The organism is Fructilactobacillus carniphilus, assembly GCF_024029675.1.
Classification (GTDB): domain Bacteria; phylum Bacillota; class Bacilli; order Lactobacillales; family Lactobacillaceae; genus Fructilactobacillus; species Fructilactobacillus carniphilus.
Genome location: NZ_CP097121.1, coordinates 1,118,011 through 1,133,192 on the forward strand (window position 1 = coordinate 1,118,011; position 15,182 = coordinate 1,133,192).

13 protein-coding genes and 2 pseudogenes are annotated in these 15,182 nt (G+C 33.4%); 1 reads left to right on the plus strand and 14 read right to left on the minus strand.

All coding sequences use genetic code 11. From position 1 onward, the window contains the following. Together M3M37_RS05670 and M3M37_RS05675 are read right to left on the minus strand one after the other, a co-directional pair. The gene (locus tag M3M37_RS05670; RefSeq protein WP_252794835.1) at positions 1 to 999 is read right to left on the minus strand and encodes an NAD(P)-dependent oxidoreductase; all 999 of its coding nucleotides are present in this window, start codon (positions 997 to 999) and stop codon (positions 1 to 3) included. A gap of 150 nt (positions 1,000 to 1,149) precedes the next feature. After that, positions 1,150 to 2,794 (minus strand): annotated as a pseudogene (locus tag M3M37_RS05675) (oleate hydratase). Between the two features lie 207 nt (positions 2,795 to 3,001). Here M3M37_RS05675 and M3M37_RS05680 point away from each other — a divergent pair. Then, positions 3,002 to 4,021: an acyltransferase gene (locus M3M37_RS05680; protein WP_252794836.1), complete on the plus strand. Its 1,020-nt coding sequence runs from the start codon at positions 3,002 to 3,004 to the stop codon at positions 4,019 to 4,021. A 98-nt stretch (positions 4,022 to 4,119) separates the two neighbouring features. Here the strand turns inward: M3M37_RS05680 and M3M37_RS07465 are convergent. The 12 genes and pseudogenes from M3M37_RS07465 to M3M37_RS05730 form a co-directional block, all read right to left on the minus strand. Continuing rightward, a pseudogene (locus M3M37_RS07465) lies at positions 4,120 to 4,428 on the minus strand (hypothetical protein); the annotation flags it as partial. A gap of 80 nt (positions 4,429 to 4,508) precedes the next feature. After that, complete coding sequence (locus M3M37_RS07470; protein WP_420842982.1) at positions 4,509 to 4,670, minus strand: glycosyltransferase family A protein; 162 nt, start codon at positions 4,668 to 4,670, stop codon at positions 4,509 to 4,511. Between the two features lie 114 nt (positions 4,671 to 4,784). After that, positions 4,785 to 5,450 (minus strand): sugar transferase, encoded by a 666-nt coding sequence (locus M3M37_RS05685; RefSeq protein ID WP_420842963.1) that lies wholly within the window; start codon positions 5,448 to 5,450, stop codon positions 4,785 to 4,787. Positions 5,451 to 5,602: 152 nt separating this feature from the next. After that, complete coding sequence (locus M3M37_RS05690) at positions 5,603 to 7,030, minus strand: oligosaccharide flippase family protein (RefSeq protein ID WP_252794838.1); 1,428 nt, start codon at positions 7,028 to 7,030, stop codon at positions 5,603 to 5,605. Between the two features lie 6 nt (positions 7,031 to 7,036). After that, complete coding sequence (gene glf / locus M3M37_RS05695) at positions 7,037 to 8,155, minus strand: UDP-galactopyranose mutase (protein ID WP_252794840.1); 1,119 nt, start codon at positions 8,153 to 8,155, stop codon at positions 7,037 to 7,039. Between the two features lie 15 nt (positions 8,156 to 8,170). Further along, positions 8,171 to 9,232, minus strand: a complete 1,062-nt coding sequence (locus tag M3M37_RS05700; protein ID WP_252794842.1) for a glycosyltransferase — start codon at positions 9,230 to 9,232, stop codon at positions 8,171 to 8,173. Further along, positions 9,222 to 10,163 (minus strand): glycosyltransferase family 2 protein, encoded by a 942-nt coding sequence (locus M3M37_RS05705; protein WP_252794843.1) that lies wholly within the window; start codon positions 10,161 to 10,163, stop codon positions 9,222 to 9,224. The genes M3M37_RS05700 and M3M37_RS05705 overlap by 11 nt, the downstream gene beginning before the upstream one ends. Before the next feature lie 11 nt (positions 10,164 to 10,174). Further along, a complete protein-coding gene (locus M3M37_RS05710) occupies positions 10,175 to 11,260 on the minus strand; it encodes a glycosyltransferase (RefSeq protein WP_252794845.1) in 1,086 nt (361 codons plus the stop codon). A gap of 22 nt (positions 11,261 to 11,282) precedes the next feature. Continuing rightward, positions 11,283 to 12,116 carry a GT-D fold domain-containing glycosyltransferase gene (locus M3M37_RS05715; RefSeq protein ID WP_252794846.1) on the minus strand — a complete coding sequence of 278 codons (834 nt, stop codon included), beginning with the start codon at positions 12,114 to 12,116 and terminating at the stop codon, positions 11,283 to 11,285. A 12-nt stretch (positions 12,117 to 12,128) separates the two neighbouring features. Continuing rightward, complete coding sequence (locus M3M37_RS05720; RefSeq protein ID WP_252794848.1) at positions 12,129 to 13,085, minus strand: glycosyltransferase family 2 protein; 957 nt, start codon at positions 13,083 to 13,085, stop codon at positions 12,129 to 12,131. A gap of 12 nt (positions 13,086 to 13,097) precedes the next feature. After that, positions 13,098 to 13,883, minus strand: a complete 786-nt coding sequence (locus M3M37_RS05725) for a DUF4422 domain-containing protein (protein ID WP_252794849.1) — start codon at positions 13,881 to 13,883, stop codon at positions 13,098 to 13,100. Beyond that, positions 13,873 to 15,135 carry a hypothetical protein gene (locus M3M37_RS05730; protein ID WP_252794851.1) on the minus strand — a complete coding sequence of 421 codons (1,263 nt, stop codon included), beginning with the start codon at positions 15,133 to 15,135 and terminating at the stop codon, positions 13,873 to 13,875. The genes M3M37_RS05725 and M3M37_RS05730 overlap by 11 nt, the downstream gene beginning before the upstream one ends. Positions 15,136 to 15,182: the final 47 nt, after the last annotated feature.

The window sequence follows — 15,182 nt, forward strand, 5'->3', positions numbered from 1 at the left end:
CTACTCGTTGATTGGGTACAACGGTTCCCCGTTGGCCAACGTATTGGCAAAGTTTTCAAAGCTAATCCGAATCATGTCTTCTACCGCTGGTTCCGTAAAGAAGCCCATGTGTGGCGTTACTAAAACGTTGGGATAATTCTTCATTAGTTCCACATTGAGCGGGTTCGGTAAATCATCGAGCGAATCAAACTGCTTGCCGATAATGGCATCCTCATCAAGAATTACGTCAGTTCCGTAGCCACCAATGCGGTTACTCCGCACCGCGTCAGCCACTGCTTGGGTGTCCACAACTTGACCCCGAGCAGTGTTAACCAAGATGGCACTGTCCTTCATCTTCGCGAGTTCTTCATCTCCAATTAGATTGCCAGTTTGGCCGGGAATGTAAGGAATGTGTAACGAAACGATATCTGACTTTTTAAGTAAAGTATCTAAATCGGTAAATTGAACCACGTCATTATCAGGTTCTGGGTGGCGCTTGTAAGCCAAGACTTGCGCTCCTAAAGCCCGGTACAGTTTAGCTTCGGTCATTCCAATTTTACCCGCACCAATGATTCCAACCGTGGCGCTGTGAATTTCGTTAGCATAGTAGGTTGGCAGCAGTCGGAAGTCTCCGGCATGCGTGTTAGCAGCGGCACGAGACACATTTCGAAAGAGAGTTAGTCCCAAGCTCAGCGATAACTCTGCTACCGCCCGCGGGGAGTAGTTTGGCACGTTGGCCACTTGAATCCCTAAATTACGGGCGGCTTTTACGTCAATATTGTTAATTCCCACTACCCGGGTGTAGATGTACTTAACTCCGTGGCCAGCTAGTTTTTCAATTACCTCAGCATCACAGTCGTCAAAGGCCGTGATTAAAACGGCATCGGCGCCCTCAGCCCGGTCCACGTTATCAAGCGTCATCCGTTCTGCAACTAAGGTTAAATCATAATCATCTTTATTCAACTTTTCGAACAGTGGGGTTTCCACCTCACGCACATTGTACACAGTTATTTTAAACATATTTATTCTCCTCGTTGGGTCGTCTACTTCTAATTATAAGGTACTTGGAATTTAGATGGCAAGAAATTAGGAAAATCTTACATTTTGCTAACAAAAGAAAAACCACTTAAATTGGATCATCCAATTTAAGTGGTTAACTACAATAACTAATTATTGATCCTTCTTCACTAAGTGGCTCTCTTCCAACAAGTCATTTAGCCACGTTCCCTTAATTTTGTTCAAAGCAAAATTCAAGCCGGACCGCTCCACTGAGTTTAAATCCATTTGCTCCAGCGTTTTTTGATCGCTTAAATAATACAGTGATCTCATTAACGTTCTAATGTCGCAAACCGATGGATAGACCTCTGGAATTGTATGGTCAATGTTTAACAAACCGTAGACAGCTTCAAAAGCAGTTCTAACCGAATATTCCGTTGTAAACACCACGTCGCGAGTGGCGGATTCGGCAAAGTTCCCGATGAAAGCTAGGTTGGTGGATCCATTGGGAATAACATCTGGCCGGTCGCCTGGTTTGCGCATTTGGAAATAGCTCGTGATAAACGGCATATAGTCAGGAATGGCTTGAATATTCTCAACGTTTGCCATTTCATCAATCTGATCTTCGAGAACCCCAAGGTGGTATAGCAGTTCCTCAGTTAATTCCTTCCCGGAACAATCTGTGATGTTCTTTTTAATGTAATTACCTTTAACGTCGGAATACAAGCCATACAGCCATAAGACCACTTCATTCTTTGGTTTCCCTTTATAAGCTGGTTGGCGGTGGATCGTGAAACTCATACCCCAATTAGAATCCGTAATCGTGTCACAAAAGACCTCGGGGTGTCCAAATCGTTCATCTTGTGCGGCCAACTGCCACCTAAACTGTTATCGGTAACTGGAGCCGCATCATGAGAACCGTATGTAGTTGCCTCCGTAATCGAACCATTTGTGACAAAGACCAGATCATTATCGTCTAAAGGAATGGTGTCTTCCTGGTTATCCTTTTTGATAATCAGTTGGTTCGCCATCACTTGGTCAGCTTTAGTTTCAACCTTGACGTTTTCTACTGTGGTTCCATATTGGAAAACGACCCCGTGGTCCTGCAAAAAGGCCACTAGTGGTTCGCTCATGGACTGATAATCATCATATTTATTAAATTTCAATGCCGTAAAGTCGGCTAATCCATCCACGTTGTGAATAAAGCGCATTAAATAACGCCGTATTTCGATGGCAGATTGCCACGTTTCGAACGCGAACATGGTTTGCCAGTCAATCCAGAAATTAGAACTGAAGAAGTTGTCATCAAAGACTTCCTCGATGGATTTTTCGACTAATTTTCGTTCCGGTGTTATTACCAACTTAATCATTTGCTTCAACGCTTTTTTATTAAGCATGTAGTACTTATCGTCAGGTAATTTTTCTCCTTGATTATGAATTAATCGGCAATTCGATTGGTTGGGATCTTCCTGGTCAAGGTAATAATAAAGATCTAAACAACTTTGCTGGGGATCCTCTAAAGACGGAATGGTACTAAAGAGATTCCACAAGCACTCAAAGTGGTCCTCCATCTCCCGACCACCTGGAGTCACATAACCAACATTGATGTTCTCAAAGGCTTCCAAAGAGCCACTTGCCTGGTCCTTTTCTTCAAAAATTGTAATGTTTTCACCCGGCATGTAGCCATCGCGAATCAATAAAGCTACCGAAGCTAGTCCTGCCAATACGGCTCCAACGATATATGTTTCTTATCCTTAACTCCCGGTGTTGCTTTGGGTCGCACCAACCCATAATAATTTCCTGTCGCAAACTTAACCATCACGCTCACCCAATATCCCTTTTCTTAATTATAACGCTGAAATGAGTGGGTTATGGGAAATGGACGCCAATTATATTTACCAGATTTCATCAGGATCAGTCGCCATAAATACACATAATTAATATCTCAGAAAAAATAATGCAATTTTTTCCTATCAATGTCATACTTAAATCAATGTTTATAAATTATTAAGAAAGGTATAACCATATGAAAAAAAGAATTATTTATATCGATTTAATTAACATTGTGGCAATTTTTTCGGTACTAATGCTTCACTCCTCTCAGTACATTAGTAAAAATGGCATGGTACAAAAAAATGGCATTATCCAGGACATCTTTATTCCCGCCGTTTATCTCTTTTTTATTAACTCGGGAGCGACCCTTTTGAATTATCGAACTAAATACTCCACGAAAACCTTTTTAATCAAAAGAATTAAACGAGTTGGAATTCCGTTAATTGTTTGGAGTATTATTTACTACCTATACGACATTAAATTTACAGCATTTCCAGGTCCGATTCCTCATCCTAATCCTGGGATTAAAGACTTTATTTACAGTTTTTTGAACAATAACATTAACAACATATTTTGGTTCTTCTACGCCATTATCCTACTGTATTTACTAACCCCAGTACTAGCGGTCTTAGCTGAAAAAAATAAGACTCTACTCCTATACCTAGTCGGATTAAATTTCATTGCTAATTACGTCTATTTAGACTTTGTCCATGCACTTAACCTTCCAATTGTCGGTGGTACATCCGGTTTACAACTAAACCCGATTGCTTCTGAATTCGTAGGGTTTTTCATCATGGGTTATCTACTTAAAATCAATTACTTTTCAAATAAAGCTCAAAAAATAATGATTGGTGTTGGAATGATTGCGCTAGTAATTTCTCTACTGACGACAGCATTCAAAATAAATAATGGTCCCATTGGGGGAATTTTGCTATTCTGGTACGCAATTGCACTCTACTTGATCATTAAAAAAACCAGTGAAAAAACCGACTTTTTCAATAAGCACGAAAAGTGGTTCGCAGGAGCTGCTTCAGTTAGCTTAGGAATTTATATTCTTCACCCAATTTTCTTTAAAGTTTTTGAAGATTTCTTCAAGCCGCAACCAAATAGCTTTATTTTTGTTTGGATCATGCCAATTGTTACCTACTTGATTGTAGGTCTAATCATATTTGTAATTAGAAAAACACCAATAATTAAGGATATTCTTCCTTAATATTATTTAACTTGTAAGTTGTATTTACTTTGTTTTAACATTTTTAACACCTTTAAAATTTAAGCCTTTTTCCTATATTAAAAAATATCTATTGAATATTAACGGGAAAAATTCACGCTTAACTCAAGAAAAAATATCAGATCTTTTGCTATGAAAATATTAAAATCAAAGCGAAATGAATTATTTTGAACATCACTCACATATAATAATTTATTCCAAAGAAATCGATCGATACAATTAGCACCTAATAATTCACACAACCCATCGTTATATAAATATACATGATTAAACTTAAATTTTTTAGGGTTTAGTCTTAAGCATGTTCTCACACCGGTAACTTCAATTATCAAATTATTAATTTCAATCAAATCAACTAATTTACTAATATAATTAGTTAATAAAACATCATCTGAATCTAAAAAGGTAACATACTTACCCTTTAGCTGTTCTAAAGCTCGATTTCGAGAATAAGGAACTCGTTATTATATTAATTATTTAAAAACATAAATTTAAACCTGGGTTCTTGCTGATTATTTCTCATAATTTTTAAAGAATCATCAGTGGAGTAATCATTAACAATAATCGGACGAATGTTCTGATAACTCTGTTTTTCAACTGATTCTAAACATTCATATAAATATTTTTCGATATTATTAAGAGGGAATTATAAAATAAACCATTGAATCCATCATTAAGTTATTCTCATATAATATTATCAAAAATTAATTATACAAAAAAAGTGAATCAACTAAGATTCACTTTTTTAATATGCAGCGTTTGGCCTTATCATAATTTTTACAGTATCAAACATTAACTTTAAATCAAATAATAGTGAACTTTTTTGAATGTATTCTAAATCAAGATTAACCATTTCACCAAAGTCAGCACTATTGCGAGCGGTTGTTTGCCATAACCCAGTACATCCAGGAACTACCAGCAATCTTTGCATGTCATATTTAGTGTATTCTGCCACTTCACTCGGAATTGGAGGACGGGGACCAACTAAAGACATGCTTCCACTAATAACATTAAATAACTGTGGCAATTCATCCAGACTGTATTTGCGAATAAATTTACCAATTTTAGTCACTCGAGGGTCATCTTTCATTTTAAACATAGCCCCGTGAACTTCATTTTGAGCTTTCAATTCGGCTAATTTTTGATCAGCATTTGGAATCATTGAACGAAACTTAAACATTTTAAAATGTTTTCCATTTTTTCCAACTCGTTCTTGAATATAAAATATTTTCCCATGGGAACCATCAAACTTAACAAACAGACAAATAACCAATAACAATGGACTGATTAAAATTAAACCTAGACAGCTTAAAAAAATATCCATTATTCTTTTAACGGAAAAATAAATTGGTCGATTTTGTACTTTTGAAGGATCCAGCCAGATTTTTTCATGAACTTTTTCCTTTACCAAATCTAATCACCTTTTCCTCGAAAATAAAAATACAACAATTTATTGATTATCAGCCCAAAACGTTTAAATTATATCATATAAAGCAATAAAAAGACAGATGGATAAAAAATAACCATTTAAACTATCAAATAGGTTTAAATAGTTATTTTATTTTAATTGCCAAGTTTAGTCTTAGCTTTTAAAATTATTTCTTTAATTAAGTGTGGTCTTAAAATTAAAAGCATAAGTGCGTAACAAATCACTCCAATAATGATTTCCAAGAAAAGAATTGACCATTTATCCGGAGATTTTAAATCAATTGCAAAAACCACGATAAACATTACCAATCCGGCAAGGAAATATTTAAAGTATCCTTCAAATAATTTTACTAGGCTCACTTGATTACGAATTGCATAAATTTGATAAGCAGTAACACAAATTTCGGATAAAATCGTTGCTAGCGTCGCTCCCACTGTTCCAATCAATAAAATTAAAGGAACGTTAGCCACAATGTTGACGACAGCTCCAACAATTACAGAATAGTTATATGCTTTATTTTGTCCAGTTGGAACTAGATACTGAACTCCAATGGCATTACTCCATGCAATCAAAATAATGACCACCGATTCTAACATCATTAACGGAATTACTGGCATAAATTTGGGTGTAAAAAACAATGGCACGAATGTATTGGCAACTGCTGCGATTCCAAATGTTAGAGGAACAGATAAGGCCGTAACAAACTCAAAAGTCGTATACAAATAACCTCGTACTTTTTCCATTTCACCACGTTGAAAGGCATTTGCAACATGAGGAAGCATAACCATTCCAGTTGCTGTCACAACTGCTAATGACATTTTAATTATTTTATCAGATTGCCCAAAAAATCCAGCTTGAGTAACGTTAGTCATCATCCCAAGCATATATTTATTAACATATAAATAGATTTGAGTAGCAATCTCCGGAATAAAGAGCACCAATGAAGGATAAAAATGATGCCACAAATGGAATTTCTTCCAATTAGGTAATCCAATGTACCTGCGTAAACTCGGGAACAAAGTTAGGTTCCCGATTAGTCCAGAAAGCGACAAAATTAAGATATAGATTGCCAAATCATCATAAGATTTAACCAGAGTAAAAATACTAATTAACGTAATTATTTTAACAATCAGGTTTCTTAATACTGTGACCGCAAAATTTTCCACTCCCTGGAAAAACCAAGAAACATCAAATGCTGCCGCTAATAAGGAAAATGACTGCGCTAAATAATAAATTTGAAACCGATGAACAAGGGAAAGAAAGATAAAGAACGCAATATACGCAATTCCAATTGTAATAATACGCATGAAAAGGATTTCATAAAAAGTGTTGGTTAATTTCTCACGATTATTTCGAACATATGCAACTTGTCGATTCCCATACAGTGCTACGCCTACGCTACCAAAAATGATAAAGAACTGAATAACGGCATTGGTAAAATCATTAATTCCCACCCCTTTAGGACCTAAAACTCGGGCTAAATAGGGAGAAGTTACCAATGGAACCAGTAACACAAATATTTGATAAAAAGCATTGTATAGGTAATTTTTAATTACCTTCATTATTAACTACTCACCGAATTCTGTTTTAACTAAACGTAGGGCCGACATAATGGTTTGATCCATGTTGTAGTACCGATACTGACCTAAACGACCACCAAAGACAACATTATCTGCTTTTTCAGCAACTAAATCGGTATATTGTTTATACAATGAACGGTTTTGTTTATTATCAACTGGATAGTATGGTTCATCACCACGATGCCAGTCCTTAGGATATTCGTGGGTAACCACGGTCTTCCCCTTGTTACCCTTTCCAAATTCAAAGTGTTTGTGTTCAATAACACGCGTATATGGGATCTCTGCATCGGTATAGTTGACCACCGCGTTCCCTTGATAATTGTCAACATCCTTTATCTCTGTTTCAAAACGAAGACTCCGATATTCCAACTCACCTAAAGCATAGTCAAAGAATTGATCAATCATCCCAGTAAAAATAATGCGTTTCCCAGAATTTAGGTACTCTTCTTTGTGAGCAAAAAAATCCGTGTTCAATTTTACGTCAATCAAATCATCAGCTAACATTTTTTCAATAATTTGGGTATACCCACCCTTGGGAATTCCCTGGTATGGATCACTAAAGTAATTATTGTCATAGATAAAACGAACTGGAATACGCCGAATAATAAACGATGGTAGATCAACTGCCTTTCTTCCCCATTGTTTTTCCGTATATCCCTTAATTAGTTTTTCATAGATATCAGTTCCAACTAACGAAAGAGCTTGTTCTTCTAAATTAGTTGGTTTCTCTGGGACGTTAGCATTCCGTTTTTGCTCTTCAATTTTAGCTTGCGCTTCAGCGGGAGTCCGAACACCCCAAAGTTTGCTAAAAGTATTCATATTAAACGGCAAGTTATAAATTTCACCATTATAATTTGCAATTGGACTATTAATGTAATTATTAAATTCAGCAAATTGTTGTACATATTCCCAAATATCTTTCATTTTCGTATGAAAAATGTGGGCTCCATACTGGTGAACCTGAATCCCTTCTACTTCTTTTGTATAGATATTTCCGGCAATGTGATCACGTTTTTCAATTACTTGAACATGATTCCCGCGTTTAGCTGCTTCGTAGGCAAAAGTAGCTCCAAATAGTCCTGAGCCAACTACTAGATAATCAGTCATAAATAAACCTCTTTCCTAAAAACTCAAAAAATACTTTAGTGAGTTAACAAACCGAGCGTCATAATTTTTGTCGTATAAAAAATTAATGGATTCTTTTACTTTTTGAGGAACAAAATTAACTTTATTTTCACAAAATAGAGTTAAATCATTTGCTAGCAAAGTATAATCTCCAACTGGATACAAGAAACCATTCTCATTATTTCTTATTATATCATTTGGTCCAGCCTTACAGTCAGAGGAAATGCAAGGAATTCCATAACTCATCGCTTCAGCTAAAACCATTCCAAAACCTTCAAAGTTAGAATTCAATAATAAGGCGTTAGCATGTTCAATCTCATCCCAAGGATTTTGACTCCAACCTTTTAAATGAATTTTTTCTTTTAAATTGGAGTTGGAATTAACAATAGCTTTCACTGCAGCAAGGTCTCGCCCACTGCCATAGACATCTAATTCCCAATTACCATTCAAATTTTTTAATACTTCTAACAACCCTCGCAGATTTTTTTGACCGTCCAAAATTATCCTACTGACGTAAATAAAAGTTGTTTTATCTATATTAGGAGTAATCGTTTTTGTCTTGGGTTCAATTGGATTATAAATAACTTTAATTTTATCGGATGATACTCCAGTATCTTCGATCTCATGTTTTATTTCATTTGAAATAGCTAAATGAAAATCAGCATTGGGCAATAGATTAAAATTTAATGCAGCATCAACATTAGAATTATGCATCCACGAAATAATTTTATATTTTTTTCGGAAAATTTTTTTTACCCAGCGAGCCACTAAAATTTCTTTAGGCCCCATAAAAACTAAGGCATCTCCCTGATAACTAATTAAAAATATTAACAATCTAATCAAACACGAATAATTATTAGTTAAATTAGTTTTATATGTCTTTATATCTTTAAGACCAGCAAAGAATTCTTGATATCTAACTTTTCTAAATAGAAAAAAAGATAAATTAAAATTAGAATTGATAATTTTACTTTTCAAAACGTGCGTCAAAACCGTTTCAATTCCGCCTCTACCGGTGACAGATCCAACAAAAGTTATATCATCCTTCTTATCGGTCATTTTCCACACCCTTATCTAACTTCTTATCTAAATATTCAATTTTAGGGCTAAACCAAATTCCCGACCATAAACCATGAATTAATACACCATTTTTTTTAAATTTATCACTGGATCTAGAAAATAGTATTTCAAAAATCATAAACACTCGATTCAAAAAATACTTAATTGTAGTTTTTAATCCTCTTTGTTTGGCCATATAGAAACGATTTCTAGTGTCATAAAAATGTCTCCCAATTCGATTTTTATTTTCTGTTAATAAATTGACTCCGGCATTTGCTTTCATTTTATGGACAACTTCACTATGACCAACAAAGTAGCAAGAATAATGTGATGAAATCCTTTCAGAATATTCAACATCATCGCCCCAAATAAAGAACTCACTAATCGGTAACCCTAATTTTTCTACTGCATCATTATTAATTAGCATAGAAACAAAAGACGCTGAAGAAAGCCCTACTAGATTTTCAGAAATATCTTTATTCCATTCTGGACTAACCACTGGAATATTCATTTTAACGGGATTTCCGTCCGTAAAAATCACATTACTAGACAAAAAGCCAACGTTCTCCTTTTGATTAATGAGTTTCTCATCAGCGTTTAACAATTGTTCAAGCGCGTCTTTTTTAGGATATGTGTCATCGTCCATTACCCAATAAAAATCATAGTTACCATTTTGAGCAGCAAATTTGATTCCCTCATTAAAACCGCCGGCTCCACCAATATTTTTATCCAAATTTTTTATCTTAATTTGTGGATATTCATTCTTTAAATTATCTAAATATTCTTTGGTTCCATCTGAACTAGCATTATTAATAATAAACAAGTTTTTAACTGCAACAGTCTGCTCTAATAAAGATCTAATTGATCCCTTTAGTAATTCTAATCGGTTAAACGTCACTAAAACCCCAGCAACATCAGTATCTTTAGTCATAAATTACCGCCTTAATCATTATTAATAATTTCATCAATTTCCGAAATGAATCTTTTATCATATTCATTATTATACATAAAGTGAATACTCTTTTTGATTTCAACTGGATTGAACTTAATCCTATTATCTACAAATAGATTTAAATACTTACTAAGCTGATCATAATCGCCCACTTTATATAAAAATCCATTTTTTTTCGGAATAATTAAGTCATCTGGACCAGTTGGACAATCAGATGAGACACATGGAATTCCATAACTCATAGCCTCAGCCAGCACCATCGGCAATCCTTCATAATTAGAGTTTAGTAACAATGCATTGGCCTCAGAAACCATTCCCCAAGGATCTAATTGCCATCCTTTGAAAATGACTTTATTACGCAAATTATCATGATTTTTCACAAATTCTTGGGCCTTGGGATAATCATTCCCAGAACCATAAATCTCTAAAATCCAGTCACCTTTTACCTTGTCTAATGCAGTCAAAAGTCCCTTCAAATTCTTTTGACCATCCATTTGAATTCTAGCGATATAAATAAATTTGCAGTTGCTTGGGGAAGGTAAAATAGTTTCAGTTTTGGGAGTAAGTGGATTATAAATTACTTTTATTTTTTCTGATGGAATCCCATTAGAAATCAATTCTTTTTTAATTCCAGTAGAAATTGCCAAAAAATAATTAGATTGTTTCAACTTATTGAAATCAATATAAATTCCAGCATCATTTTCTTTAAGCACAACATTATCTAAAGCATAGTGACTCCAAAAAACAATTTTATATTTTTTAAATAAGACCTGTTTAACTATTTTAGTAATTGGGATGAGTTTAGGATCAGTAATAATCACAACTGATCCTTTAAAGTTAACCAAAAATTTAACCAATTTAATTAACCTGATCACTTTACTTTTTAATTCAGTTTTATAGACTTCTGAATAGCCACAATGATCAAAAAAAGATTCATCTTTAACTTTACTAAAAACAAAAAGGACTAAATCAAAATGTTTTTTAATTTCTCGTGAGTTACCAACATAAGATAAAACCGTTTCTGTTCCGCCTTTACCACTCAGACCATTAGATAATATTGCAATTTTATTATCCAAAACTACCTCCTAAACTAGATAACTACTCTACCTCGTTCACTGCCTTCCCTTTAACTGGAACTCTTTTTGTATCCCCATTTAGATACCAGCTATACTCAATATCCATATGTCCAACATCTAATACTTGTTTTCCAGTTAACCTAGTCAAATCATAAGCAAGAATGGTCGCAGTTGGCCCCAAAGCAACCAACACAATGTCGATTTGTTTTTCATAAATTCTTACTTTGGCATCCTCTAAAATTCGATTATAATTTTCAAATGCGTTTTTACTTGGACAGATCAACCTGGTAATTTTTCTGGAATTACTTAATAAATCGTTTTCCTTCCCAAAATTAGTTTGGTCTCCCTCAATCATCAAAACATTTTTATCCTGCAAATGCTTTTTAAAACGATTAAAAACGTAGGTAGCCACAGATTTATCAATTAAATCCATATATGGCCTCGTGACAGAAGTATTTAAATAATAGTGCTCAGGATTGGGATCATTAGACCATTTGGATCCGTATTTTCCCATTTCTCGTTCCCAGTATTTTGTAGCAGTTAAAATTTTAGGATCACGAAATGCTTGAGGTAAACAAATTCTTACCATTGGATCAGTGGAATTAAGAACCTCTAATAATCGCTTACTTAATTTTGGAGATTCTATTTCATAAGAATTTTGTTCCGTCATATGAATCCATTTAAACTCTCCATCACCGAATCTGCTGATGGAAATATTTTTATCGGCAACCGCATCTATAGTTTCTTCAATTTTAGCAATATTAAACTTTAAATATTTCTTTTTATACACAAGTTGATAAATTGGAATATAGATAATATCATTAATTGCTTTGCTAAGAAAAGTACTAAATTTCATCGAAGACCTCATCTAATTTTTATGTTTATACAAATTAATGTAAATCTGGGGTAAAAATCTTGCTATCAATAAAGCAATCCCATACTTAACTTGCAAATTTTTGAATGTTTCCAAGGAAATATATGGCTTTAAAATTTTAACTTGTTGCTTTGAAGTCCAAGCTTGATTAGTTAAGATATTTCGGTGAATATAAAACAAATATATTCTAGCCTTAAACGCTGGTAAAAATTGTTTTAGATGATTTTCGTTCACCAGTAAACTAACCTTGTTGATGTAATTGTGACACTTTTCTAATAACTTAGAATCAAAGGTATTAGTAGTCGATCCATTTCTTTTTTTCAAATCATATAATGGTTCATTAATAAAATAAATTTTCCGATAATTGATTGCTAAAAGATAATCTAATACAAATAAACTATCTTCAAAAAAATTGTCATTACTCATACTAATGTTATTATCTTCAATGACTTTTTTTATGAAAATTTTGTTCCACAATCCTACATCCATTTCTTGATTCTTAGTCAGATAAATTCCGATTAATTGTTCTTTACTATCAGCACTTTCTAATAACGAATTCGTCTCTAAATTTATCTCACCATTATTTTCTTTTTGAATTCCAGCAATAACTAGTTGTTTTTCAGCAATACTATTCCCCATTTTTTCGATAAACCCATGCAAATATAAATCGTCATCATCCGCAAACATAATAAATTTACCTTTTGCTTTTTTTATCCCGAGATTTCTTGCTTTAGCTTGAAATTGGTGGTCTTGTAATAACAAATTAATGTTATTCCCATTAGCTGCTTTTCTCTTGACGATCTGAATTGTGTTATCTTTTGAACCATCATCAACGACAATTAACTCAAATTTATACTTCGTCTTTTGCTTAATAATCGAATCAATCGCTCTTCCAATTGTTTTTTCTGAATTATAGGCTGGCATTATAATACTGATATCAAAATCATTCATACATAATCCTCTTTAATAATGGGTATTATCTTCACCAACATTACTTGAAATTTTTCTTTTTAAAAAACCAATGGCTTTTTTAACTAAGTGACGATCACCAGTTTGAATCCAGTTACACTCTACATAATCAATGTTATTGGTTTTAATCCAAACATCCATTAATAGTTCTGATAAATATCCAAATACTCGGGCTTCTTGTTCCGAATAATCAGAAATGTCTAATTGACCCCTTACTTTAAATAATATTCCAAACAACCATTCACAGTATTTATTAAAATAATCGGTTTTCATAATGAACATATTGAACATATGAGCAGAGCGACTTTCCATGACCTGATTAAAAGCCAGTAAATAATCAGGATAATCAGTTGCAATGATTTTTTTGGTTAGTTCCAAGGGTTCCTTGTGGTGAGAATGAACATAGTGTGAATAAATTGTCTCAACAACATAATGTCTCTTCCTTGGTAAAACAATTGGTGCTTTTTTTAATAACTCTTCAGCCTCTTGATAATCTAAAACATTGTTGATATTACGAGACAAGTGTTTACTAAACAAACGACGATAATGAACAAGCCCAACGGCATCAACATTATGTAAATTTTTAAATGCCCAGTATACAGCCGTAAGTTCATTAAAATTTGGATTCAAACGAGAAATATTTTCACCCTGATTATCAAGTTGATATCCCTTTTGATCCTTAAAATTTTGATCAGCACCCACCAATACAGGAAGATAGAGATCATCTTTAACTGGCATTAGGGCATCTTTATGAGTAGCAACCAAAATTTTAATCCTCATTTATTCCAATCCTTTCTCTTGTTGCTTGTAAAAATTTCTTTAAATTAAATCGATCAATAACTTCAACAATAATCAAAGCAAATGGAGAATACTGTAAATAAATCAACTGGGGATCCCCAACACTGTGAAGAGCAATGAAAATGAAAATCAATAAAACATACCAATGCTTTTTCTTAAACTCGATCCACAACGCTGCTGTTAGCAAAATGACAATGACAAGTAAGAATATAATTCCAAAATTCAATAAATATTGAATAAAAGAATTATCTAAATAAAAATACTTTCCATGAAGCGGATGACTAGGACTAAAAGTCTTAAATTTAATTACCGTTCCAAAGAAACTAAGTCCATATTTTTCAATTCCAAGGTGAGATAAACCAATTCTTCCCGACATAATTGAATCAAACTTAACCATAAATGGAGAAGTTGGACCAATATAAGAAACAATAATCGTCAAAATTGAAGCAATAGGCATTGATAATATCGAAAGATATTTAAATAAATTAGTTTTGAAGAATTTAAGAAATTTATATTTAAATCCTACTTGCATTAATAAGAAAAACGCAATCAATAATAGTTCTAATAGAAATGGATTTCTAGTATTAGTTTGTGAATACAAGAAGCAACTAATCAAAAACAGTAAAAATAGAGATATTTTATTTAATTTCCCTTTTTTAATAAAAATATAGCAAAGGAATAAATAGAAAAATAATTGTGATGGTAACGTTACCCAATTGAATCCTAAAGCTTGCCTAAATGACATTTGGCCATTATTAGTAAATCCTCTAAATGTAGAAAAAGTTGGAATTAGATTAAAATATCCCAAAATTACTGTGCAAATCGTCATAACCGCGGTAACCAGAAAAAAAACTTTAACAATCTTTCTAAAATCGATGTGATTAATCATCAAAAGCATTACAAAGAACCACAATGGAAAAGATAATGTTGAGGTCCTCTTTACGATTAATCCCAAAGCAATCAATAAAAAATATACAATATATGATGAATCCGGTTTCCGTAATAAAATACTTTCCAAGCAACCTATTATTAATACTGCTGAAGCTATTTTTGTGACCGGACTAAAAAACAACCCATATTCTTTCGTCCAATAGGTATAGATTAATGTAAAAAACATTAAAAATGTGTAGATGCCAAAAAACGCACAGACCAACGTAGTCCGTGTTTCTTCAGTTTCTGGCTTCGCATAAAAATTATTAAAAAATCTAGTAATTTTACTCAAAACATTTTCCATTAAACACCATCTTTTCTCCCAAACAATATCAAATCGACATTTATTAA